This window comes from Luteibacter aegosomaticola (assembly GCF_023078475.1).
Classification (GTDB): domain Bacteria; phylum Pseudomonadota; class Gammaproteobacteria; order Xanthomonadales; family Rhodanobacteraceae; genus Luteibacter; species Luteibacter aegosomaticola.
In genome coordinates, this window is sequence record NZ_CP095741.1 from 233,346 (window position 1) to 255,000 (window position 21,655).

At 63.0% G+C, this 21,655-nt stretch carries 24 protein-coding genes; 9 read left to right on the forward strand and 15 right to left on the reverse strand.

What is annotated here, in order from left to right; translation table 11 throughout:
* Positions 1 to 53 precede the first annotated feature (53 nt).
* The 3 genes from L2Y96_RS01030 (at position 54) to L2Y96_RS01040 (ending at position 2,198) form a co-directional block, all read left to right on the forward strand.
* Positions 54 to 779, forward strand: a complete 726-nt coding sequence (locus tag L2Y96_RS01030) for an SEL1-like repeat protein (protein ID WP_247331193.1) — start codon at positions 54 to 56, stop codon at positions 777 to 779.
* A 101-nt stretch (positions 780 to 880) separates the two neighbouring features.
* Positions 881 to 1,321 (forward strand): SRPBCC family protein, encoded by a 441-nt coding sequence (locus tag L2Y96_RS01035; RefSeq protein ID WP_247331195.1) that lies wholly within the window; start codon positions 881 to 883, stop codon positions 1,319 to 1,321.
* Between the two features lie 175 nt (positions 1,322 to 1,496).
* Positions 1,497 to 2,198, forward strand: coding sequence for an NYN domain-containing protein (locus L2Y96_RS01040; protein ID WP_247331197.1), 702 nt, complete (start codon positions 1,497 to 1,499; stop codon positions 2,196 to 2,198).
* Here the strand turns inward: L2Y96_RS01040 and L2Y96_RS01045 are convergent.
* Positions 2,195 to 2,422, reverse strand: coding sequence for a cytoplasmic protein (locus L2Y96_RS01045; RefSeq protein ID WP_247331199.1), 228 nt, complete (start codon positions 2,420 to 2,422; stop codon positions 2,195 to 2,197). The genes L2Y96_RS01040 and L2Y96_RS01045 overlap by 4 nt on opposite strands.
* A gap of 12 nt (positions 2,423 to 2,434) precedes the next feature.
* Complete coding sequence (locus L2Y96_RS01050; RefSeq protein ID WP_247337229.1) at positions 2,435 to 3,160, reverse strand: YggS family pyridoxal phosphate-dependent enzyme; 726 nt, start codon at positions 3,158 to 3,160, stop codon at positions 2,435 to 2,437.
* 187 nt (positions 3,161 to 3,347) lie between these two features.
* Between L2Y96_RS01050 and ptsJ the strand changes: the two genes are divergently transcribed.
* A complete protein-coding gene (gene ptsJ / locus L2Y96_RS01055) occupies positions 3,348 to 4,610 on the forward strand; it encodes a MocR-like B6 salvage transcription factor PtsJ (RefSeq protein ID WP_247331201.1) in 1,263 nt (420 codons plus the stop codon).
* Between the two features lie 26 nt (positions 4,611 to 4,636).
* A complete protein-coding gene (locus tag L2Y96_RS01060) occupies positions 4,637 to 5,350 on the forward strand; it encodes a type 1 glutamine amidotransferase (protein WP_247331203.1) in 714 nt (237 codons plus the stop codon).
* Here L2Y96_RS01060 and L2Y96_RS01065 read toward each other — a convergent pair.
* Positions 5,313 to 6,224, reverse strand: a complete 912-nt coding sequence (locus tag L2Y96_RS01065; protein ID WP_247331204.1) for an AraC family transcriptional regulator — start codon at positions 6,222 to 6,224, stop codon at positions 5,313 to 5,315. The two genes, L2Y96_RS01060 and L2Y96_RS01065, sit on opposite strands and share 38 nt — an antisense overlap.
* 120 nt (positions 6,225 to 6,344) lie before the next feature.
* Between L2Y96_RS01065 and L2Y96_RS01070 the strand changes: the two genes are divergently transcribed.
* The 3 genes from L2Y96_RS01070 (at position 6,345) to L2Y96_RS01080 (ending at position 9,216) form a co-directional block, all read left to right on the forward strand.
* Positions 6,345 to 6,881, forward strand: a complete 537-nt coding sequence (locus tag L2Y96_RS01070) for a carboxymuconolactone decarboxylase family protein (protein ID WP_247331206.1) — start codon at positions 6,345 to 6,347, stop codon at positions 6,879 to 6,881.
* A gap of 153 nt (positions 6,882 to 7,034) precedes the next feature.
* Positions 7,035 to 8,612 carry a glycoside hydrolase family 30 protein gene (locus tag L2Y96_RS01075; RefSeq protein ID WP_247331208.1) on the forward strand — a complete coding sequence of 526 codons (1,578 nt, stop codon included), beginning with the start codon at positions 7,035 to 7,037 and terminating at the stop codon, positions 8,610 to 8,612.
* On the forward strand, positions 8,602 to 9,216 hold the full coding sequence (locus L2Y96_RS01080) for a trimeric intracellular cation channel family protein (RefSeq protein WP_247331209.1): 615 nt from the start codon (positions 8,602 to 8,604) through the stop codon (positions 9,214 to 9,216). Before L2Y96_RS01075 ends, L2Y96_RS01080 begins: the two co-directional genes overlap by 11 nt.
* Before the next feature lie 5 nt (positions 9,217 to 9,221).
* Here the strand turns inward: L2Y96_RS01080 and L2Y96_RS01085 are convergent, their stop codons facing one another.
* The 10 genes from L2Y96_RS01085 to L2Y96_RS01130 form a co-directional block, all read right to left on the reverse strand.
* Positions 9,222 to 10,670: a M56 family metallopeptidase gene (locus L2Y96_RS01085; RefSeq protein WP_247331211.1), complete on the reverse strand. Its 1,449-nt coding sequence runs from the start codon at positions 10,668 to 10,670 to the stop codon at positions 9,222 to 9,224.
* A gap of 140 nt (positions 10,671 to 10,810) precedes the next feature.
* Positions 10,811 to 11,179, reverse strand: coding sequence for a BlaI/MecI/CopY family transcriptional regulator (locus L2Y96_RS01090; RefSeq protein ID WP_247331213.1), 369 nt, complete (start codon positions 11,177 to 11,179; stop codon positions 10,811 to 10,813).
* Between the two features lie 162 nt (positions 11,180 to 11,341).
* The gene (locus L2Y96_RS01095) at positions 11,342 to 12,118 is read right to left on the reverse strand and encodes a 3-keto-disaccharide hydrolase (protein WP_247331215.1); all 777 of its coding nucleotides are present in this window, start codon (positions 12,116 to 12,118) and stop codon (positions 11,342 to 11,344) included.
* A 20-nt stretch (positions 12,119 to 12,138) separates the two neighbouring features.
* Positions 12,139 to 13,044 carry a hydroxypyruvate isomerase family protein gene (locus L2Y96_RS01100; protein WP_247331216.1) on the reverse strand — a complete coding sequence of 302 codons (906 nt, stop codon included), beginning with the start codon at positions 13,042 to 13,044 and terminating at the stop codon, positions 12,139 to 12,141.
* 2 nt (positions 13,045 to 13,046) lie between these two features.
* Positions 13,047 to 14,102 carry a sugar phosphate isomerase/epimerase family protein gene (locus L2Y96_RS01105; RefSeq protein ID WP_247331218.1) on the reverse strand — a complete coding sequence of 352 codons (1,056 nt, stop codon included), beginning with the start codon at positions 14,100 to 14,102 and terminating at the stop codon, positions 13,047 to 13,049.
* Between the two features lies 1 nt (position 14,103).
* Complete coding sequence (locus L2Y96_RS01110) at positions 14,104 to 14,694, reverse strand: gluconate 2-dehydrogenase subunit 3 family protein (RefSeq protein ID WP_247331220.1); 591 nt, start codon at positions 14,692 to 14,694, stop codon at positions 14,104 to 14,106.
* Between the two features lie 10 nt (positions 14,695 to 14,704).
* Positions 14,705 to 16,396: a GMC oxidoreductase gene (locus tag L2Y96_RS01115; RefSeq protein WP_247331221.1), complete on the reverse strand. Its 1,692-nt coding sequence runs from the start codon at positions 16,394 to 16,396 to the stop codon at positions 14,705 to 14,707.
* 9 nt (positions 16,397 to 16,405) lie between these two features.
* Positions 16,406 to 17,278 (reverse strand): sugar phosphate isomerase/epimerase family protein, encoded by an 873-nt coding sequence (locus L2Y96_RS01120; protein WP_247331223.1) that lies wholly within the window; start codon positions 17,276 to 17,278, stop codon positions 16,406 to 16,408.
* Positions 17,279 to 17,292: 14 nt separating this feature from the next.
* Positions 17,293 to 18,498, reverse strand: a complete 1,206-nt coding sequence (locus L2Y96_RS01125) for a nucleoside permease (RefSeq protein ID WP_247331225.1) — start codon at positions 18,496 to 18,498, stop codon at positions 17,293 to 17,295.
* On the reverse strand, positions 18,495 to 19,685 hold the full coding sequence (locus L2Y96_RS01130) for a Gfo/Idh/MocA family protein (RefSeq protein ID WP_247331227.1): 1,191 nt from the start codon (positions 19,683 to 19,685) through the stop codon (positions 18,495 to 18,497). Before L2Y96_RS01130 ends, L2Y96_RS01125 begins: the two co-directional genes overlap by 4 nt.
* Positions 19,686 to 19,979: 294 nt before the next feature.
* Between L2Y96_RS01130 and L2Y96_RS01135 the strand changes: the two genes are divergently transcribed.
* Positions 19,980 to 21,044: a LacI family DNA-binding transcriptional regulator gene (locus L2Y96_RS01135; RefSeq protein WP_247331229.1), complete on the forward strand. Its 1,065-nt coding sequence runs from the start codon at positions 19,980 to 19,982 to the stop codon at positions 21,042 to 21,044.
* Between the two features lie 27 nt (positions 21,045 to 21,071).
* On the opposite strand, the gene L2Y96_RS01140 is transcribed toward L2Y96_RS01135, so the two are convergent.
* Both L2Y96_RS01140 and L2Y96_RS01145 read right to left on the reverse strand, forming a co-directional pair.
* A complete protein-coding gene (locus L2Y96_RS01140; protein WP_247331231.1) occupies positions 21,072 to 21,299 on the reverse strand; it encodes a DUF3820 family protein in 228 nt (75 codons plus the stop codon).
* A 14-nt stretch (positions 21,300 to 21,313) separates the two neighbouring features.
* A complete protein-coding gene (locus tag L2Y96_RS01145; protein ID WP_247331232.1) occupies positions 21,314 to 21,655 on the reverse strand; it encodes a YciI family protein in 342 nt (113 codons plus the stop codon).

A 21,655-nucleotide genomic window follows, 5' to 3' on the forward strand; every position in this document is an offset into this window, starting at 1 on the left:
CATGCGCCGCGGGAAGGCTGGAACGGGAGCCAGCGACGCCAATGGAGCAGGTCATGCAGAACGCGATGCGGGTAGTGAAGGCCATGTGCCTCACGGTTTTTCTCATGGCTGGTGCGGCGGTACACGCCGATGACGCGCCGGACCATGTCACAAACCAGCAACTTTCGGACGCAAAATGCGCCATCGGCATGGAGAAATTCCTGCCGGGTGATTACTACTACTGCCTCGGCGCGCAGAACTACGGTACCGAGCACACCGAGGCCGCGCAGCGCTTCTTCAAGGAAGCTGCCGGCTGGGCGAGCAAGCCGGCGCAGTACGTACTTGGCATCATGGCGCTCAACGGCGACCACCAGCCGATGGATCGCCCCCTCGCCTACGCCTGGTTCACGCTAGCGGCAGAGCGCAACACGCCGCGCTTCGTGCAGCCCCGCGATCAGCTCAAGGCCGTACTCAAGCCGGACGAACTCCGCCGTGCCGAGGCTTACCTCGCCGACATGCGCCGCACCTACGCAGATGCGGTCGCCGCCCCGCGCGCCGAGACACGCTACCGCGACGGCATGGCCATGTTGAAAGACAAGGCAGGCAGCAGCTATTGCATGGCGGGCAGCCAGGATTTCCGTGACCTGGCGACCGGCCAGGTGCCGTCGAGCTGCCCCCCGGCGAACCAGGTGGTGCAGTTCGTCGACAAGCAGGCCAACAATGTCTTTGAGGACTGGACGGGGCACGTTTCCGTGGGGCCGCTGCAGGCGGTGCCGCAGTCCTCAAGCACGCCACAGTGAATTTGGTTTAGCCTGACGGACCCAGGCATGTCGAAAACGGCGGGTGCCGTTCGACGCAGGGATAGAGGGATGTCCTCTGCCAACACATTGAGGTGAAGATCATGGGTACCGTCACGCTACATCGCGTCCTCCGCACCACCCCCGAGCGCCTGTTCAAGGCCTTCACCGATGCGGACGCGCTGCCGAAATGGCTCCCGCCGCACGGCTTTACCTGCAAGGTCCACCACCTGGATGCCCAGGTCGGTGGCACCTTCAAGATGTCGTTCAGCAATTTCACGAGCGGCAACAGCCACGCCTTCGGCGGCAAATACCTCGAAGTCGTGCCGGGCGAGCGTCTGCGCTACACCGATGTCTTCGACGATCCGAACCTGCCGGGGCAGATGGTTACCACGGTAGTGATCACAAAGCTCGCCATGGGCGTCGACCTGCACATCACGCAGGAAGGCATCCCCGACGCCATCCCCGTGGAAATGTGCTACCTAGGCTGGCAGGAATCGCTGCAGTTGCTCACGCTGCTTGTCGAACCTGAGATCCCGGGCTGAGAGTCTTCGCGCGCGTAGTGCGTGCAAAAGGCAAATTCACGGAGCCCTTGCATCCTTTCTCCGTCGCGAACATACTCCGCCCATCACGCCCTTGGCAGTAAGCCGTCCTATCTCATCCCGGACTGGCCGAGCCCTTGGGCTTTTTTTTGCGTCAAGGATGACGGAGCTGGCAAGGATGCCAACAGCGATACTGATCGATGGCGCTTACTTCGTTAAGCGATTTCGTAGAATTGAACCGCACAACTTCTGGAACGCTGCGCGTGCTGCTGAATGCGCGCACCGGTGGGCGGTTGCGCATCTCTCGCAAGGCCGTGGGCTTCCGAGGAGAGAGCTGTATCGGATCTTTTTCTACGATTGCCCTCCGCTTGGCAACAAGCTTCACCACCCTCTAACCAAGCGGGCTGTGGACTTCGGTAAGTCGGACGAGGCGGCGTTCCGTCTTGAGCTGCATAAGCACCTCAGGGTCAAACGTAAGGTTGCTTTGCGGTTCGGTCACCTATCGAAGCAAGTGCGATGGACCATCAAGCCGGATGCAATCGAGAAACTTCTCAAGGGCGCTCTCGCGTTCGACGATCTCGAAGCAACACATGTCGTACCTGATGCGCGGCAGAAGGGGGTCGATATGCGCATAGGTATCGACGTCACCACCCTTGCGCTCAAGAAGCGTGTGGATCAGATCATTCTCATGGCGGGCGATGCGGATTTCATTCCTGCAGCCAAGCAGGCGAGGCGTGAGGGGGTCGACTTTGTACTCGATCCGCTCTGGGCAAATATCCCCGACGGCCTTCAGGAGCACGTCGACGGCCTCCGCACAACCTGCCCTAGGCCATCGACCGCCGTGCGTGGGAGCAGGGGCCTGATAGATGGTGATGGCTAAATCGGAGCAAACCGCGGTTCCGAGCTGATCACGCGGATGCGGCCGTCGGCCACTTCAAGAATGCGTTGTTCGTCCTCTGCGACGAAGAATGCGTGGGTGAAGCCGTCGTCCAAGGGGAACCGATTGGCGATCGCCTGTATGGATGCGAGCGTGCCAGGCGAGGACGTATCGAAGTGTCCGAGCAGGCGGCCGTGTTGATGGAGGGTGAGTCGGTAGGTGCGCATGACGAGGTGATCTCAGGATTCAGTGTCGGTCGGCCAGTAATAACTATCGGGGAGAGGGCGTGCGCCGAAGATCGCCTGGCCCACGCGGACGATCGTCGCACCTTCTTCGATGGCAATTTCGTAGTCGCCTGACATGCCCATGGAAAGCTCGTCGAGTGCCACGCCCGGGCGCGCGTCCTGTCGCAGGCGATCGCGAAGGGCGCGCAAGCGCTGGAAGCAAGGACGTACGCGGGAAGCATCAGACGAGAACACCGCGAGCGTCATCAGGCCGCGAACGCGCAACGCCGTATACGCGGGCAGTGCGCGGATGAAGCTTTCGACTTCATCGGGAGGGAGGCCATATTTGCTGTGCTCCGCCGAGGTGTTTACCTGGACGAAGACGTCGAGACTCCGCCCTTCGACGTGCAACCGCCGGTCTAATGCTTCGGCGACGCGGAGGCTATCAAGCCCCTGGAATTCGCTCGCAAACTTCGCCACCACTTTCGCTTTGTTGGTCTGCAGGTGCCCGATGATCGACCACTGCAGATCGCCAAGGCCAGCCATCGCTTCCGCCTTTCGGTGAGCCTCCTGCACCTTGTTCTCGCCGAGCAGGCGCAAGCCGCAGGTATAGGCCATGGCTAGCCGCTCATCGTTCACCGTCTTGCTGACGGGCAGCAGGCGCACACTATCGGGCGCACGGCCCGCGCGTGCACACGCGGCGGCGATCCGTCGTTGCACTTCATCAATGTTCGCCTGCATGTCGGCGGCGGTCGCGGGCGTGGCGTAACGACCGTGCAGCGCATGCTGCGTGGCCGTAGGCGGGGTCGAATCGATGACTGGGAAGTTCACGGGAAACGGTGTACGATGATTGTCATAGGACAAACATAGCACTGTTTTGAAGCCCATGCCTATCACCGGTACCAGCGCCGCAGAAATCTTTGACTCCGTGAGACTGCTCGTTCAGGCGGGCAAGTTGGCCCCGGGCGACGTGCTGCCGCCTGTTCGCGGGCTCGCCGAGCAGCTTGAGGTCAACCGCAACACGGTCGCATCTGCCTATCGGCGGCTCGTTACCTCGGGCATCGCCGTGGCGCTGGGACGAAATGGCACGGTGATCCGCGATCAGGACCATGCTGGCGAGCAGGAGGGTGTGTCGCCCGGATCGTCGTTGCGCGATCTGGCAAGCGGCAATCCCGATCCGGCATGGTTGCCTGATCCGACTGCCGCGTGGCCAGCGCAACGGAATGCTCCGCGCTTGTATGGGCAGGCGGTGATCAACCCAGGCCTGGAAGCGGCTTGCCGGCCGTCGCTCGCAATCGACTGCCCCGGCGACTTCGAGTTCAACCTTACCCATGGCGCTGTCGATGCCATCGAGCGCCTGCTATCCGCGCATCTCGTGCCTGGCGACAAGGTGATCCTCGAAGCGCCGTGCTTCCTGAGTAGCCTGAACACGATGCATGCCGCGGGCTTTGAGGTAGTTCCGGCCGGTGTCGATGCGGAGGGCATGCGTGTCGACGCGCTCGAAGCCGCGCTTGAGCAGGGCGCCCGGGCGGTGATCGTGACGCCGCGCGCGCACAATCCGACCGGTTATGGGTTCTCTGCGCGTCGGGCGAAGAAACTGGTAAGCGTGCTCGCCCGTTATCCCCAGGTGTTGGTGATCGTCGATGATCACTATGCCGCTCTGTCGAGTACGCCGTACCACAGCGTGATTCCGAAGAATGCCCAGCGTTGGGCGCTCGTGCGCTCCGTATCGAAGGTGCTTGGTCCCGACCTCCGCCTCGCCTTCGTGGCTAGCGATGCGCATACGTCGAAGCGACTTCGGCTTCGCCTTGCGCCCGGCACGAACTGGGTCAGCCACCTCTTGCAGGATGTCGTCGAGCGTACGCTCTTCGGGCCAGAGGCAACGGCCTTCATTGCGGAGGCACGCGATGCGTATGCCAGGCGTCGTGACTTGCTGGTGAGTGCATTGGCCGTCGAAGGCATCGCCGTGCCCGAAAGGCAGGATGGCCTCAACATCTGGATCCCATTGAAAGCGGGAAATCAGCAGGTCGCGGCAGAACTCGCGAAGCGCGGTTGGCTGGTCCGTGGCAGCGACGCGTTCGGTGTGGCGCCGGATGGCGATGGGTTGCGCGTCACGATATCTACCCTGCAGCCGGACGAAGCCACCGACTTCGCCCGTGATCTCGCGGCCATCCTCTCAAGCCTTTCCTGACCTTTCGTCTCCTGGAGCTCTCCACCATGCGCGTTCACTTTGTTATCCACGAGGCTTTTGAAGCGCCTGGTGCGTATGAGACCTGGGTGGGCGATCGCGGCTTCCACGCGACGTATAGCCGCGTGTATCTACACGAACCGTTGCCTGCCGGCGCGGATGCGTTCGATCTGCTCATCGTGATGGGCGGGCCCCAGTCGCCTGCCACGACGCGCGAGGAATGTGCACACTTCGACTCGCTTGCTGAGCAGGCGTTGATTCGCGAGGCCATTGCCGCGAACAAAGCCGTTGTCGGCGTTTGCCTCGGTGCGCAGTTGATTGGTGAGGCGCTAGGCGTAGCCCATGCACGCAGCCCGGAAACCGAGATCGGCAACTTTGCGATCACCTTGACCGACGCGGGCAGGGCAAACGCCAAGCTGGCGTCCTTCACGACATCATTGGAGGTGGGCCACTGGCACGGCGATATGCCGGGGCTGACCGCGGACGCATCGGTGCTGGCGACCAGCGAAGGCTGCCCACGACAGATCGTGGAATACATGCCCCGCGTCTACGGCTTCCAGTGCCATATGGAGTTCACGCCCGAGGTCGTCGAGCTGTTGATCGCTGCGTCCGAGGACGAGCTGCGTGCCAAGGCCCATCATCCCTACGTGCAGTCCCCGGCGACGCTCCGCGCCAACCACTTCGATGCGATGAACCGCCAGCTCTTCAGCTTTCTGGATGCACTGGCGGCGGCTGCCCGCTAGCTGTCGCTTCCGTTGCCCACTGCCGGGGTGAAACGCCCATGCGTTTGCGGAACGCCTTCGAAAGCGTGGCCGAATCGGCAAAGCCGACGTCGATAGCCACCTGCTTTGCCGCGCAGCCGGCGCGCAATAACGTGGCCGCCATGCTGACCCGCCAGTCAAGCAGGTAGGCGGCTGGCGTGGTGCCCGTCACCATGCGAAAGGTTGCAGCAAAGGCGCTGCGCGACATCCCGGCGATATCCGCCATCCGTTCGACTGACCATGTGGCCTCGGGTGCCCGGTGCAGAGCTACCAACGAACGCGCAAGGCGCGGGTCGGAAAGCCCCATCATCACGCCCTCGCGTACACCCGCGTCGGCCGGATGATCGACGATCCAGCGGAGCAGCTTGATGAGCACCACCTCGAACAGACGGTCGGCCAGGGGGCGGAAGCCGCAACGTACCTGGTCCGCTTCGCTGAACAAAAGGTCCAGCGAGGCCTCCAGCCCGTCGATCGCCGCAAGCGGAATGGCCATGAAGGCAGGAAGGGACTGCACGATGGGATGTTGGCCGCCGCCTTCGAAATCCAGCGTAGCGCAGGCGAAATCCGAACCATCGACCGGTGGGTTGAGAAACTCGTGGTGCAGGGGGCGCGGATAAAGCAGAAGCGTGGGCTCCGAGAGATGCACCGTGGGGGCGATGGCCAGGCCCTTCGGATGGCGGATCTCCAGCGTTCCCCGTCGCAGCACATGCATGAAGGCGCGGCCAGGGCGAGCGTCAAAGACGTGGAGGCCGCACAGCGGCCCGGCATGGAACAGCGATGCGCGCACGCGGAACCGGTCGAGCATGTCGGACAGGCGATCGAGGGGAGCGGCGATGTCGGTGGCTGGCGTGCTCATGCGTGTGGACGATATGACAACCGATGCGGAGAAATCCACATCTTTCGTCCAGTTAAGGCTCATAGCATGGCTTCACCCGCCCAACCCGGGCGGTCTGACCTGTTACCTGGAGCACACCCTATGTCCCGCATCCCGCTGATCGACCCGAACACCGCCACTGCCCAGCGCAAGGCACTCCTGACCGACATCCACGGCGCCTTCGGCGCCACCCCGAACATGTTCAAGGTGGTCGCCAATTCGCCAGCGGCGCTGGCCAGCATGTGGGGCTCCTTCGGCGCGCTCGGCGGCGGTGTGATCCCGGCAAAGCTCGGCGAACTCATCGCCGTGGCCGTCGCCAACCGCAACGCCTGTGAATACTGCCTCGCGGCGCACACAGCCCTTGGGCGCAAGGCGGGATCGACGAGCGCCGACATGGTCGCCGCCCAGGTTGGTCACTCGGACGACCCCAAGACGCAGGCGGCCCTGACCTTTGCGCTGCGCGTCGTGGAAGGCCGTGGCCAGCTCCAGGCGGGCGACGTGGAAGAGCTGCGTGCGGCGGGCTACAGCGACGAAGAGGTCGTCGAGATCCTGGCGCACGTCGCTCTCAACCTGTTCACCAACTACGTCAACGTCGCTTTCGACGTGCCGGTCGATTTCCCCGGCGTAAAGCTGCGCTAAACCTGGCGTCGCCGTGTTCCCCGGTGTACGGAAGCGCGTGTACCGGGGTCTTTTTGCCTATCGGGCCCCGCCCGGCTTGGTTATGCTGTTGTCACATTGAGGTAGCTAGCGAAAGGCCTGGAACCACCGTGATCCACGTGACGTGCGCAAGCCATGGCTGAGGGGAGGGCGGCAACCGGCCGCATCATCGCTATCTTCGTTAGCCTCATCGTCCTGCTGACGGCCGTGGCGCTATATGCCCCGCGCTATCGCAAACCGGCGGCCGTGGTGCTTCCTGCGTCGTCGATCCTGCGCATGCTTCCCACCGTCGAGGTCTGGGTGAGTACGGCCGACCACCGCCTGAAGCTGGCTCCGCAAAGCGACATCGCACTAACGGCCCGCGGCACCGATGATGCCGACGTGGTTGTCGATCTCGCGACACGCCATCAGGTCATGGACGGCTTCGGCGCGTCGATGACAGATGCGTCGGCGTGGCTTATCAAGAACCGCATGAGCGCGCAGCAGCGCCGCGATTTGCTCAACGAGCTGTACGGCCAGCCACCCAACCTCAATATGAACACGATGCGCCTGACGATCGGCTCATCCGACTTCTCGTTGAATGTGTACACGCTGGATGACATGCCGTTCGGGCAGACGGACGAATCCCTGCGCCATTTCACGGCAGCGCCGAACCTCGATTACCTGATCCCCGTCGTGCGCCAGGCGCTTTCGGTCAATCCCGGGCTGCTCATCGTGTCGTCCTCATGGACGGCGCCGGCGTGGATGAAGGCGAACGAAAACCTGCTCGGCGGCGAGCTGAATCCGCAGTACTACGAAGCCTACGCCGACTATCTTGCGAAGTACGTCGACGTGTATCGCAGCCACGGTATCCCCATCTTCGCCCTGACACTCCAGAACGAGCCCCTTTACTCGCCGGTGAGCTATCCCGGCATGGTGATGGACCCAGCCACGCGCATCGCGGTTATCAAACTGCTGGGGCCTAAGTTGGCTGCCCGCACGGCTAAGACGCGCATCCTCGAGTGGGATCACAACTGGGCGGTTCCGGCGCAGCCGCTTGCCGTTCTGGCCGATCCGGGAGCAGCGAAGTACGTCGATGGCGTGGCATGGCATTGCTATGAAGGCAGCCCCTACGAGCAGGGCAAGGTCCACCGCGCGCATCCCGACAAGGATACGTACATCACCGAGTGCACCGGCGGCGACTGGCCGCTCGATATGAATGGTGAGCTGCTGTGGTTTTCACGCAACCTACTGGTTACAGGTACGCGGCAATGGGCGCGTGGCGTGATCTACTGGAACCTGGCGCTCGATGAACGCCACGGGCCGCAGTTTGGTGGGTGCCGCTTGTGCAAGGGCCTCATCACCATCAATTCGCAGACGGGCGAAGTCACGCGCAACGATGAGTACTATGCCATCGCGCATTTCAGCCGCTTCGTTGAACCCGGTGCGGTACGCGTCAAATCAACTGACACCGATGCCGACAAACACATCGCGAACGTCGCCTTCCAGAATTCAACGGATGGCTCCATCGTCATGGTGATGGTGAACATCAACAAGCACACTCGCCGTGTGTCGGTCGCACAGGGTAACCAGAGCTTCGCGTACGACATGCCGGCGGAAAGTGTCGCCACGTTTGTTTGGAACCAGGCGCCGGCTGCGACCTGGGTTCGCCGCGCGTTGCTTTGGTTGAACAAGGGCCGGAACCCAGGCGTGGAGGCAGCGTATGGTCCGTAGCCGCGTCGTTCTCGTTGCCGATCTCGTCGGTACTGCGGTGTTTGCCATCGAAGGTGCTGGGGTGGCGATGCGCGCAGGCCTCGACCTTCTCGGCGTTCTGGTGCTCTCCTTCATCGTGGCGCTCGGCGGCGGCATTCTTCGCGACCTGCTCATCGGCGCCACTCCGCCGAGCGCGTTGCGTGACTGGCGCTACCCGGTGCTCGCCTTCGTGGCTGGCTTGATCACGTTTCTACTCCACGCCCAGATGGATGCTATTCCGCCTGGCCTCATGACCGTACTGGATGCGGCCGGCCTGGCGGTGTTCGCCGTCGCGGGCGCAGAGAAAGCCGTCGAGTTCGATATCAGCCCACTCAGCGCCGTACTGATGGGCGCCATCACGGGATGCGGCGGCGGTGTCATCCGTGATCTTCTGCTGACCCGGGTGCCCATGGTGTTGAACGCGGATATCTACGCGACGGCGGCGTTGCTCGGTGCAGCGGCGGTCGTCGCCGGGCGTCGCTTTGGTTACCCGCCAGCACCAGCGGCCATGGCGGGCTTTGCCTTGTGTTTTGGATTGCGCCTGGTGGCCGTTCACTACGGGTGGCACCTGCCGCGCGTCGCATAGTCCGGCTACTGGCGCCGCACGAAGGCGCTAACGATCAGCCCATGCTTGTCCAGCATCAGGAATGCCTGCTGCGCGCCATTCTGATGTTGAACGTCGTAGCTGTCCCAGCCGTAATCAGTGACGCCATTGAACCGATAGGACGTCACGGGGCCCAGTTTGGCGTAGTAGCCCACGAGTGAGTCGTGCGTGTACTGGTCGAAAGGCGCTGCCATGGGGCTCATGCCTTCGCTATCTGCGCGGTTGCTGAGGACGACCAGCAAGGCCTTTTCGCTGCCAGGGTACGGTGTCTGGTTCCGGACCCGCGCGGCAAGCGATTCGCGAATGCCATTCGCCGTGGTCTCGTCGACACGCGGTGCCTTGGCGAAAGGCTGCCCGTGGACGCGCACGATGACGGTGTCAACGCGTTGATCGGGCTCTTTCACGAACTCCAGCGTGGCATCCACGGGTTCCACGAAGAAGTGCGTCTCGTCGAGGGTGGTTACGTTGATGACGCCAGCAGCGGCAGCCTGTCCGATCGGCTCGACAGTCAGTGTATCGCCCTTGCGCCTTATCGTGATCGACGAGATATCGCTCAGCTCGTAGGTGCCCACGTACGAATCAAGAATCGCTGTGTCGACGGATACGGTGGCACCCTTGGTCGACGCATGGTCGCCTGGTGGCGTGATCTGGGCGGCAAAAGCCGCCACGCCAAGCGCGATGCTGACCAGGATGAACGCGGACGCGCGTGCCCATTTCTGAGGCTTCGCCAACATGAGCCTTATCCTCGTTTCCAGAAACGACATGGACTCCGACATCGCCGTAATGGTGGGCGCGTACTCGGATTGGTTCTCCCCGACCTGGATCAACGTTTCGCAATAGCTACCGATGTCTCCGCCACCAAGCAGCACCCGGGCATCGCAATCGACTTCGATAGCGCAGCGGAGACGATGAAACTGCCACCAGAGAACGGGATTCCACGGCATCGACAGCAGGAGGGCGACTGCAGTGGCGACCATGAGGGGATCACGCGCCTTCAGGTGCGACTGTTCGTGGGAGAGGACGTAGCGTTGCTGCTCCGGCGGCTCCTCCATGACCCAGGCCGGTATGACAATGCGCGAGCAAATCAATCCGACCACCGCAGGACCCACGCTGTCGGACACGAGCACGGGCGTTCCGCACAATTGCCCTGGCTTCCACTTGCGCTTGCCTCGATGAAACGATGCCGTGCTGATGCCAAGGAAAAGAACGAGCGTGGCCGAGCTTGCCAGCCAGATATCCCAGGCAAAACGGTTGGCCGGGGTCGAGGCCGTATAGGACTTCGTGCCGCTCCAGTCGATGACGCGCGCGGCCAGCGGGATGGTTGTTGTATCGCGAAGGACCAAAGGCTTAGTGGCCGCTACGGTTGTCCCAGGCGTAGCGGCTCCGGGAAAGGCAGGTAGCGGAAGCGTTACGTTGGCCATCACCACCGGCAGCATCACGGAGGCAGCGATAGCTATCATCCAGGGCCATCGGCTGGGGCGGCGACGACGCCTGGCGGCCTGCTCGGCGATGATGGCCGCGGCGCCAAGCGCGATGGCCACGATCACGGCGTAGATCATCCAGGCCAGCATCGCGGCTATTCCTTATCGGACCGCTCGGCCAATAGCTTGCGCATACGACGGATCTGTTCGGGGCTCAGCTTCTGATCGGAGACCAACTGCGTGAACAGCAGTTCCGTCGAGCCTTTGAAGAGCTTCTCGGTCAGGTGCTGAAGGGCGTTCTTGCGTGCGGCCTGTTGCTTGACGCTCGCGAAATAGCGATGGCCGCGCCCTTCCTCCTCGTAACTGACGTACCCCTTCGCCTGCAGCGTGCGCAGCACCGTCAGTACCGTGGTGTAGGCGAGCTTGTCACTCAGGCGCTCGCGAACATCCGCCACCAGCGAGGGGCCGTGTTCCCAAAGCACCTGCATGATGTCCGCCTCACGGTCGGTGAGGGAGATCTTCATAAATGGTTCCCGGCACTATCTACTAAATACCTAGTGGATGTACGCCGGTCCGGCGGCCGTGTCAACTATATTAGTAGTAGAAAAACAGTCCACATTGGGTGCCTACGCATCGCTGGGCGCTCAGCCGGGCACGTATGGCCCGACTGACTGCCCTTCAGCGGCTCAATCGAGCGGCCGCACCCAGATGTTCCGGAAGCTGATCGGCTGGGAATGGTCGCCGTGCGCCTGCAGCTTGATCGGCGCATCGGTATAGGCCTTGTACTTCGGCTTGCCGATGTAGAAAGTCTCGCCGGTGAGCTCGGTGTGGTTCTGCACCAGCACGCCGTTGTGGAAGAGCGTGACGTACGCCGGGGTCTTCACCGTGCCGTCGGCAGCAAAGACCGGTGCTGTCCAGATGATGTCGTAGGTCTGCCAGTCACCCGGGTGGCGCGCGGCGTTAACGAGAGGCGCTGCCTGCTTGTAGATGCTCGCTGCCTGGCCATTGACGTAGGTCTTGTTCTCAAACGAATCCATGATCTGGACTTCGTAACCTTCATCGCCGGGGCCCGTGGAGGCGAGGAAGACGCCGCTGTTGCCGCGCCCCTGGCCTTCGCCCGTGATGTCCTTCGGGATCTGCCATTCCAGATGCAGCTGGTAGCTGTGGAAATGCTGCTTGGTCTGGATGTTGTCGGTCGTCTTGTCGACGGTCACGATGCCGTCGTGCACCTTCCAGCCGGCGGGAGAGTGATCCTTCGACGCTTCCCAACCAGCGAGGCTATGCCCATCGAAGAGCACGACCGCGTCGGAAGGCGGCGCGTTCTCCTTCGCGCCCGGCGTCACGACCTTCGGCACGGGTTCCCACTGCTCGGTGGCTTTGGGGTCATCCTGCGCGACGGCGCACGATGCGCCGACCATGGCGAGCGTTGCAAGGGCAAGGGCGGGAGGCGTGAAGCGCTTCATAGGGGGTTCCTTGGGGGATGTCAGACCGTGCAGATCTTGAATGCTTCGGCAAACGATGCGAAGGGATCCGGGCGCGCGGGCGAGAACTCGTGCGCGATGAAGCCCTGGTAGTTGAGGTCCGCGATCGCCATGGCGACGGCGTGGTAGTTCAGCTCCTGCGTACCGTCGATCTCGTGGCGACCGGGTACGCCACCGGTATGGAAGTGGCCGATCCATTGGATGTTGTCGCGGATAGTGCGGATGACATCGCCTTCCATGATCTGCATATGGTAGATGTCGTAGAGCAGCTTCACGTTCGGGGAGTTGAGACCCTTGGTGACCGCGACACCGAATGCGGTGTGGTCGCCCTGGTAGCCGTGGTGGTCCACCTTGCTGTTCAGCAGCTCGAGGTGCAAGGTGATGCCATTCTCTTGCGCGTAGGGCGCGATCTTCGACAGTCCGGCGATACAGTTATCGATCGCCCGCTGATCGTCGATGCCATCCTTCCGGTTGCCGAACATCGTGATGAGGTTGGTCACGCCTGCGCGCTTGGCCAGGGGAATCGTGGTCTCGATCTCCTTGATCAGCTGGGCATGGTTCGCCGGATCGTTGAAGCCGAACTCGATGAAGTTATCCCGCTTGGCGGGATAGCCCATCGACACCGCCAGCCCGTGGTCCTGTACCACCGACCATTCATCCGCATAGAGCAGATCGACGCCGACGAAGCCAAGAGACTTCAGGCGCGTGCACAGTTCAGGTAGTGGCGCTTTGGAGGTCCAGCGGCTCAACGACTGCTTGAGCCGGCCGCCGCCTTTTGACGGCGAAGTCCCTTTACCGGTAGCGGACGTGGCGGAAGCGAGAAGGGGCGCTGCGCCGGCTAACGCTGCTGCGGTCGCAAGACATCCCAGCGCGTTGCGCCGGCTGAGGTTGGTCACATCGTCACGCATGCTTATTCGAGCCCCAGGATCTGGCGGTTGAACGTACGGTCGCTACCTGTCGACACGAAATCGTCGAAAGCGCGTTCGGTGACCTTGATGATGTGGTCGCGGATAAAGGGTGCCCCTTCCTTCGCACCCTGCTGAGCATCCTTGATGCAGCACTCCCACTCGAGCACGGCCCAACCGGGATAGTCGTACTGCGCGAGTTTGCTGAAGATGGCGCCGAAATCGATCTGGCCGTCGCCAAGCGAACGGAACCGGCCGGGGCGATCGATCCAGTTCTGGTAACCACCGTAAACCCCCGAGCGCCCGTTGGGGCGGAACTCAGCGTCCTTCACGTGGAAGGCGCGGATGCGCTCATGGTAGTTGTCGATGAACTGCAGGTAGTCCATCTGCTGCAGCACCATGTGACTCGGGTCGAACAGGATATTGGCGCGCGGATGATGATCGACGGCATCTAGGAAGCGCTCGAACGTCGCGCCATCGTGCAGGTCTTCACCGGGGTGCAGTTCGTAGCAGACATCGACACCGACTTCATCGAAGGCATCGAGGATCGGCTTCCAGCGCTTGCCGAGTTCCGCGAATGCTTCGTCGACGAGACCCGCCGGGCGCTGCGGCCACGGATAGAACAGCTGCCAGGCCAGTGCACCGGAGAAGGTGGCGTGCGCTGTCAGGCCGAGGTGCTGGCTCGCCTTGGCGGCGAGCTTGAGCTGCTGCACCGCCCATGCTTGGCGTTCCTGCGGATGGCCGCGTAGCGCTGGGGGAGCAAAACCGTCGAACAACCGATCGTACGCGGGGTGCGAGGCGACGAGCTGCCCTTGCAGGTGCGTCGAGAGTTCAGTCACCGCCACGCCGTGCTCGGCGAGCACGCCGGCGATGTCATCGCAGTACGTCTTACTCGCTGCCGCCTTCTCAAGATCGAACAGGCGGGCATCGTTGGACGGGATCTGCACGCCGACGAAGCCGAGCGACGACGCCCAGCGGGCGATGTCCGGCAGCGTGTTGAACGGCGCCTCGTCCGAAGCGAACTGCGCCAGGAAGATGGCTGGGCCCTTGAGTGTCTTCATGTCAGATCTTCAGCTCGGCCTCGACGGCCCAGGCTTTGCCGTTACCGGCCTGGGCCAGCGGGATATCCGCCTTCCACGCGGCGGGAACCGGATCGTACTGGAGGACTTGCGTGCAACCCGGCTGCGACAGGAAGAAGCCGAGCATCGTGAGCTTCTTGGTCATGAACACGAAGTCAGCTGCAGGTGGCAACGTGCCGCCATGGGGAACAGCAAGGCCTTCGGCATGCAGCTTGGTGACCAGCGCCTTGCGCTGCGCTTCACTGAGCTGCAGGAAAGGCTTGCCACCGGCCTTGTCGAAGGCGGCCATGGCGGCGAGGTAACGTGCCTGGTCAGGCTTGGCGTAGACGGCCTTCAGCAGCTGATCGATGAACAACGGCACGCCCGCGTCGACCGCGCCCGGAGTGTCGGTGCGCGGAATCACGATATCCGCGACGCCGCCCACCAGGCTGTACTGGGCGGGATCGAAGAACTGCGGTTTTGCACCGGGCTTCTGCGCTGCGGCGTGTGCATCGAACACCGCCAGCAGTGACGGGCCGGCGATAACGCCGGCAGCCAGGGCGGACATGTTTTTCAACCATTCGCGACGATTCATGGCGAGTTCCTCAGATATTGCCGCGCTTGAGTTCTTCCACGGCATGCTTGGCCGCACGTGCGGTCAGCGCCATGTAAGTGAGGGACGGGTTCTGGCAGCCGGACGAGGCCATGGCCGAGCCGTCGGTCACGTAGACGTTCTTGCAGGCATGCATCTGGTTCCAGCCGTTGAGCACCGAGGTCTTCGGATCGCGGCCCATGCGCGCGGTACCCATTTCATGGATGCCGGCGCCGACGTTGGCGTTCATGGTGAAGTGGCTCACGTCCTTATAGCCCGCGCCCGAGAGCATCTCCATCGCGTCGTCGATGATGGCCTTGCCGATCATCTTCTCGTTCTCCTGGTGCGCCGCATCGAAGTTCAGCACGGGCATGCCGTACTTGTCCTTGTGGTTGCGATCCAGCGTCACGACGTTCTTGTGGGACGGCAGCATCTCGCCGAAGCCCATCATCGAGACGTACCAGGGACCCGGCTCCTGGGCCGCTTCCTTGAGTTCCTGCCCAAGCAACTGCTCTTGGACGAGACGGGTCCAGTCCTGGCGGCCCGCGCCACCCTGGAAGCCGAAACCACGCAGGTACTTCTGCTTGTCGGTGCCGACGTTGCGATAGCGGGGAATGTAGAAGCCGGTGGGACGGCGGCCCGAGTAGTAGCGGTCTTCATGGCCTTCGACCATGGCGCGCGCGCCGGTGCCGAACGTGTGATCCATGATGTTGTGGCCGAGCTCGCCGCTGTCGTTGCCGAAGCCATTGGGGAAGCGGGTCGAGGTCGAATTCATCAGGATGTGTGCGGTGCCGAAGGTCGACGCGCACATGAAGATCACTTTGGCGAAGTACTCGGTCTGGTGTCCGGTCTCCGCATCGAGCACGCGCACGCCGGTGGCCTTGCCCTTGTCGTTGTCGTAGATCAGCTCGTACACGATGGCGTTGGTCACCATCGTCATGTTGCCCGTGCGCTCGGCGGAGGGCAGCGTCGACGAGTTACTGCTGAAGTAACCGCCAAACGGACAGCCGCGCATACACAGGTTGCGGTACTGGCAGGTGCCGCGCTGCGGGCTCTGATCGTGCTTCAGTGGCGCAGAAAGGTTGGCGGTGCGGCCGATGATGAGCTTGCGGTTGAACTTGCTATCCAGCTTGCCCTGGAAGTCCTTCTCGACGCAGTTGAGGTCCATCGGCGGCAGGAAGTTACCGTCCGGCAACTGCGCCAGGTGATCGTTGTTGCCGCTGACACCGATGAAGTGCTCGACGTAGTCGTACCACGGAGCGATATCCTCGTAGCGGATCGGCCAGTCCACGCCCACGCCTTCCTTGCCGTTGGCTTCGAAGTCCATCTGGCTAAGGCGATAGCTCTGGCGGCCCCACATCAGTGAGCGCCCGCCGACGTGGTAGCCACGGAACCAGTCGAACGGCTTGGTCTCTTCGTACGGGTTATCGATATCGTCGACGAACCAGTGCTTGGTCGACTGGGTGATCCCATAGAACGACGGGCGCGTATGCTTCGGCCAGCGCGCAATGTCCGCCTGCGTCGCCTCATCGCCGTATGGCAGCTCCCACGGCGCCTTCATGGCGGTGGGGTAGTCGAGGTGCTTGACCATGGGGCCGCGGTCGAGCACGAGCGTCTTGAGGCCCTTCTCGGTGAGCTCTTTGGCGGCCCAGCCGCCACTCACGCCCGTACCGACGACGATGGCGTCGAATGTGTTCTTTTCCATGCGTATTCCTCAGCGCAGCGGGCGCAGGTAGTCGAAGTCAACGCGCGCGGCGTCGAGCGAGCCCATCCGGGCGAAGGGGCCTTCCTGTTCGACGAAGCAATGCTTCAGTCCGGCGGCGTCCGCCGCGGCCATGATCGGCTTGTAATCGAGCGTGCCGCGGCCCAGTTCGGCACCGGGATAATCCTTGGCGTTACCCGGCAGGAAGTCCTTCGCGTGCATCAGCGGGATGCGGCCGGGGTTGGCCTTGAAGTAATCGGTGGGGTTCTTCCCGCCCGCGTGGACCCAGCCGCAGTCGAGTTCGAACTGCACCAGCTTGTGGTCGGTCTCCGCGAGCAGCACGTCGTAGAACACCTTGCCGCCACCGACGTCGGTAAATTCGGCGTGGTGGTTGTGGTACGCGTACTGCAGGCCTTCGGCCTTCGCTTTCGCGCCGAGACGGTTGGCATAGTCGGCCGTGCGCTTGGCGTCGTCGAGCGTGTAGGTGGGATCGCCGCCGCCTTTCTCTTTCGCCATGATCGCGGGGAGCATGCTGCTCACGATGTACCGCGAGCCGAGCGTATGCGCTGCCTTGATACCCGGATCGAAGCCCAGGCTATCGAAGTGCATGCTGGGGCAGGCGAGACCCGCAGCCTTCAGCTGATCGCGCAGGGTCTCGGCGGTGCTGGTGATGATCGCTTCGATTTCCGTGTAGCCAATCGATTTCAGCGTCTTGAGCGTGCCAGCGGGGTCTTTCTGGTACGCATCGAGCACCATGTAAAGCTGGATGCCCAGCCCCTTGCCTTTCGAGGCGGCGGCGAGAAGTTTTCCCGGCGCGCCGAGGCCAAGCCCTAGCGCCGTGCCACAGAGCGCGGTGCGCGCGAGGAATTGCCTGCGATTCATCATGTGGGTATTCCGAATCAGTGGGAGCCGACGACGGCGGCGGCTGCGGGGGCCTTGCGATCCTTGAACAGCAAGACGAAGAGAGCGAAGACGACGGCGGCGAAGGCACCGGCAACGATCCAGATACCGTGCCAGTCATGCGTCCCGTCGGCGCGCGTATAGGTCTCGACCACGATGCCGGAGAGCCACGAGCCGACGAACATGCCGAGGCCATAGGTCAGGAAGGTGATGAGGCCCTGGGTCGCCGCGCGCAGGGCAGGAGGCGCTTCACGATCGATATAGATCTGGCCCACGACGAAGAAGAAGTCGAAGCAGACGCCATGCAGGACGATGCCGAGCCACAGCATCCACATCAGTTCGCCGGATCCGCCGAAGGCGAACATGCCGTAACGCACGACCCAGGCGAGCATGCCAACGGCGAGCATCCACTTCACGCCAAGGCGGCGGAAGAACCAGGGGATGAGGAGCATGAAGAACAGCTCCGACATCTGTCCGCCGGTCATCTTGCCGGCGGCATTGACCACGCCAGCCTCGTTGAGGAACAGGTTGGTGAAGGCGTAGTAGAACTGCAGCGGGATGCAGATCAGGAACGAAGCGAGGGCGAACACCGCCATCGAACGCTCACGCAGCAAGTGGAGGGATTCAAGCGGCAACGCGTGCTTAAGTTCGAAACGCGTGTTGCGCGCAAGCGGCGGGGTCGGGGGCAGGGTGAAGCAGTAGCCCGCCATCACCACCGAAAGGCCGGCCGCCAGGAGCAGCGGCGATGCCGTGGCTTCCACGCCCCATGCACCGACCGCCAGGCCGACCAGGATCCAGCCGATGCTGCCGAACACGCGGATCGCGCCGAACTCTTCCTGCGGATCCTTGATGTGGCGCATGGCCAGCGACGCGGTGAGCGCCAGGGTGGGCATGTAGCAGAGGCTGTAGGCCAACAGCGGTGCGTAGACCATGGTGAAGCTGGTCTGTTGCGCGGCCACCGCGAGCAGGACAGCGCCAATCAGGTGCAGCAGGGTGAGCACCCGGCGTGTATCGAAGAGGCGATCGGCGAGAAGACCGACGAACAGCGGTGAGATAATCGCGCCGACGGCGGTGGTGCCCGCGACGGCGCCGATCTCGGTGCCGGTGAAGTGCAGCGTCTTGCCGAGCCAGGTGCCGACGGTGACGTACCAGGCGCCCCAGATCCCGAACTCGAACAGCATCATCACTCTAAGGCGCCATTTCATCCGCGTTTCCTCGTTGTACGTGTGGATTCGAGTAGGTCGTCGACCGCATGCCACCGGCCACCGGCGGCATGGCTCTTCAACATCGCGTCCACCACGAGGCTGTTGCGGTAGCCATCGGCGAACGTGGGTAGGGCATCGGGTTTCGTTTCTGGCTTCGCGCCGCGGCGGATCCAGGCGTACGCATCGGCAACGATGTTGCGGAACGCATCGGCCCAGGCCTCCGGATGACCAGCGGGCAAGTGCGCGTAACCACGGGCAGAAGGATCAAGTTGCGCCGGATCTCGCGTGAGCACGGTGTTCGGTTTGGCGTGGTGGCCGATCCATAGTTCGTTCGGCTGCTCCTGACGCCAGGCAAGCGAGGCTTCGCGGCCGTTCACTTCCAGGCGCAGATCGTTCTTGTGGCCCGGAAGCACCTGGCCGACCGTGACGCAACCGCGTGCGCCGTTGTCGAAGCGCAGTAGCACCGTAGCGACATCTTCGCTGGTGATCTTGCGCCGCTTGGCCGGCTGCTTCGAAGCACCCGAGAAAGCCTTGGCCGAGCTGGCGGGCACTTCGCGTACTGGCACCACCGTGTGCAGATCGGCGAGCACGGCCGTGATGCGTGCACCCGTGACGTGTTCGGCCAGATCGCACCAGTGCGAGCCGATATCGCCGAGCGCCGAGCTGGCACCGGCCAGCTTGGGATCGAGGCGCCACGTGTACGCGCGCTCATCGGTGAGCCAATCCTGCAGGTAGCAACCGTGCACGAACACGCTCGGCCCGATCTTGCCCTTGGCGATCATCGCGCGGGCTTGCTGCACGAGCGGGTAGCCGCGGTAGTTGAACGTCACCACATGCGCGAGGTTGCCTTCGCATGCAGCTTCGTAAAGCTCGCGTGCTTCCTCCATCGTCGCAGCCAGCGGCTTGTCGGAGATGACGTGCTTGCCGGCACGAAGCGCGGCAAGCGAAACCTCACGATGCAGATGGTTCGGCGTGGTGTTGTGCACCACATCGATCGCGGGATCGGCCAGTAGTTCGTGGTAATCGGCGTACGCGTGGCCCGCGTTGAGTTCGCGTGCCCGCTTCTTCGCGGATTCGAGGCTGGAGCCGGCGATGCCGACCACCTCCACCGTGCCCAGGCGCCGCACGGCATCGAGGTGATGCGCGGCGATAAAGCCTGGGCCGACGAGTCCCATGCCCAACTTCATCAGTTGGGTACCCTGGCGCTTGTCGAATTCGACTGGCTTGCCATGTTTATCCCCCGACGGGCTAACGCCGCCGAAAATGTATTCGATTACATCCGGACGGCAGGAAGGCCCGAAGCCCTATACCTGCACCGAATTCGTCATTTCCCCGGGTCGTCTGGTGGGTCAGCGACCTGAACATGCCAAGATATGTATCAGACGGGTGAAGAGCCCTGCAACGGTTTTATGTAATCGATTACACTGCGATGCAACAAATTCACGGCATCGCCCACGGGCAGGCAAAGGGACGGACATCGCGTGAGTGCTAAGGAATCAAAGCGTAAGCGGCAAAGCGTCGAAGGCCAGAAGGCCAATGTTGCGCCGCAGCCTGCGCGCGTGCACACGGTGAAGGAAATTGCAGCGATCGCGAAAGTTTCAGTCGCAACTGTTTCGCGCGCACTGCAGCGTCCGGAAATCGTGAGCGAGAAGACCCGCTTGCGCATTCACGAGGTCGTTAACCGCCTCGGCTATACGCCCAACGCGCTCGCACGCAACCTGCGCACGGCGCGTACGCGCCTGATCGTGGCGCTGTTACCTGACATCGCCAATCCGTTCTTCTCGGAAGTGATCCGCGGTATCGAACAGGTTGCCTACGAGAACGGCTACTCCGTGCTGCTAGGCGAGACGCAGAGCAACCTGGTGCGCGAGCAGACCTACGCGGATATGGTCGCGGCGCGACAGGCCGATGGCATCATCACGATGTTCCACCGCATACCGGCGATTCCCATGGAGGGCCGACTGCCGCTCGTGAACGCCTGCGAATACGTCAAAGACAGCGCCATTTCGAGCGTTTATGTCGATAACGTCGCCGCGGCTGCCACGGCCGTCGATTACCTCGTGGCGCTGGGTCATCGCGATATCGCCTTCATCGCCGGGCCTTCGTCGAGCCCCATCTGTGTCGATCGCGAGCAGGGTTACCACATGGCCCTGAAGCGCGCGAAGATCGTAGCGAACCCCGCGCTAACGGCCGTCGGGGACTTCTCCGCGGAAGCGGGTGAGCGAGCCGTGGAGCTGTTTCTCTCGCAGGGCCAGTCCTTCAGCGCCATCTTCTGCTCCAACGACGAAATGGCGATCGGCGCCATGCGCGCCCTGGCCTCGCGTGGGCTACGCATTCCCGAAGATGTCTCCGTCGTCGGCTTCGACGATATCCGCTTCTCGCGTTACACCTCGCCGCCGTTGACGACCGTTTCGCAGCCAAAGAACGCATTGGGACGCGAAGCCATGACCATGCTGATCGAGATTCTCAACGATCCGGAGGTGCCGCCGCGCAAGCGGGTGTTGTCGGCGGAACTGGTGGTGCGCGGATCGACCGGGCCGCGGTAACGGCGGCAGGGGCGAGTACCTCGAGTGTCAGCGGGCGGCCTGGCGTGCCGCTCGCAGGGGATCGAGCAAGCCCCTGAGGCCGTTGTGATCGAGTTCGAGGGACAGAGCGAGCAGCATGCCTAGCTTTCCCTGCGGGAACCCCTTGCGGGCGTACCAGGCGAGGTAGGCGCCCGGGAGGTCGCCGATGAGGCGGCCCTGGTATTTCCCGTAGGGCATGGCGACGGTTACGAGGCTCTGGAGGTCTTCGGGCTTCAAGGATCTTTCTTCGCTCAGGACTGCGGGTCGAATTGGAACACACGCAGTTCCTGCGCGCACCGGCAGGCTTTGGCGATGCGCCCGGCCCAGGCCACGGCGTCCTCGCGCGAGGGAAGCTCCAGCACGGCAAAGCCGCCATCGAGCGAGGGCGCCCATGCGTAACCACCCTCCGTGACCGAGCCATCGGCTGCGACAAGGACGGGCGCTACGCTTTCGTCGATACCGCCGGCGAACACATACACGCCGGCGGCCTTTGCTTCATCGATCACGGCATGCGCATCCCTTCCCACCGCTTCCCAAGCGTCGTCGGGTATGACCATCGCCGCGCTGGGAAAGGAGATCAGGTACTTGGCCAT

Bases quoted from the DNA above. Each gene is read 5' to 3' on its own strand.
- L2Y96_RS01090 (WP_247331213.1), bottom strand. From the start codon at position 11,179: ATGAAGATCTCCCTCACCGACCGTGAGGCGGACATCATGCAGGTGCTT.
- L2Y96_RS01050 (WP_247337229.1), bottom strand. From the start codon at position 3,160: ATGCAGGCGAACATTGATGAAGTGCAACGACGGATCGCCGCCGCGTGT.
- L2Y96_RS01115 (WP_247331221.1), bottom strand. From the start codon at position 16,396: ATGGAAAAGAACACATTCGACGCCATCGTCGTCGGTACGGGCGTGAGT.
- L2Y96_RS01030 (WP_247331193.1), top strand. From the start codon at position 54: ATGCAGAACGCGATGCGGGTAGTGAAGGCCATGTGCCTCACGGTTTTT.
- L2Y96_RS01095 (WP_247331215.1), bottom strand. From the start codon at position 12,118: ATGAAGCGCTTCACGCCTCCCGCCCTTGCCCTTGCAACGCTCGCCATG.
- L2Y96_RS01040 (WP_247331197.1), top strand. From the start codon at position 1,497: ATGCCAACAGCGATACTGATCGATGGCGCTTACTTCGTTAAGCGATTT.
- L2Y96_RS01120 (WP_247331223.1), bottom strand. From the start codon at position 17,278: ATGATGAATCGCAGGCAATTCCTCGCGCGCACCGCGCTCTGTGGCACG.
- L2Y96_RS01035 (WP_247331195.1), top strand. From the start codon at position 881: ATGGGTACCGTCACGCTACATCGCGTCCTCCGCACCACCCCCGAGCGC.
- L2Y96_RS01070 (WP_247331206.1), top strand. From the start codon at position 6,345: ATGTCCCGCATCCCGCTGATCGACCCGAACACCGCCACTGCCCAGCGC.
- L2Y96_RS01065 (WP_247331204.1), bottom strand. From the start codon at position 6,224: ATGAGCACGCCAGCCACCGACATCGCCGCTCCCCTCGATCGCCTGTCC.
- L2Y96_RS01145 (WP_247331232.1), bottom strand. From the start codon at position 21,655: ATGGCCAAGTACCTGATCTCCTTTCCCAGCGCGGCGATGGTCATACCC.
- L2Y96_RS01105 (WP_247331218.1), bottom strand. From the start codon at position 14,102: ATGAAGACACTCAAGGGCCCAGCCATCTTCCTGGCGCAGTTCGCTTCG.
- L2Y96_RS01045 (WP_247331199.1), bottom strand. From the start codon at position 2,422: ATGCGCACCTACCGACTCACCCTCCATCAACACGGCCGCCTGCTCGGA.
- L2Y96_RS01085 (WP_247331211.1), bottom strand. From the start codon at position 10,670: ATGCTGCCGGTGGTGATGGCCAACGTAACGCTTCCGCTACCTGCCTTT.
- L2Y96_RS01080 (WP_247331209.1), top strand. From the start codon at position 8,602: ATGGTCCGTAGCCGCGTCGTTCTCGTTGCCGATCTCGTCGGTACTGCG.
- L2Y96_RS01060 (WP_247331203.1), top strand. From the start codon at position 4,637: ATGCGCGTTCACTTTGTTATCCACGAGGCTTTTGAAGCGCCTGGTGCG.
- L2Y96_RS01100 (WP_247331216.1), bottom strand. From the start codon at position 13,044: ATGCGTGACGATGTGACCAACCTCAGCCGGCGCAACGCGCTGGGATGT.
- L2Y96_RS01075 (WP_247331208.1), top strand. From the start codon at position 7,035: ATGGCTGAGGGGAGGGCGGCAACCGGCCGCATCATCGCTATCTTCGTT.
- L2Y96_RS01130 (WP_247331227.1), bottom strand. From the start codon at position 19,685: ATGAAGTTGGGCATGGGACTCGTCGGCCCAGGCTTTATCGCCGCGCAT.
- L2Y96_RS01110 (WP_247331220.1), bottom strand. From the start codon at position 14,694: ATGAATCGTCGCGAATGGTTGAAAAACATGTCCGCCCTGGCTGCCGGC.
- L2Y96_RS01125 (WP_247331225.1), bottom strand. From the start codon at position 18,498: ATGAAATGGCGCCTTAGAGTGATGATGCTGTTCGAGTTCGGGATCTGG.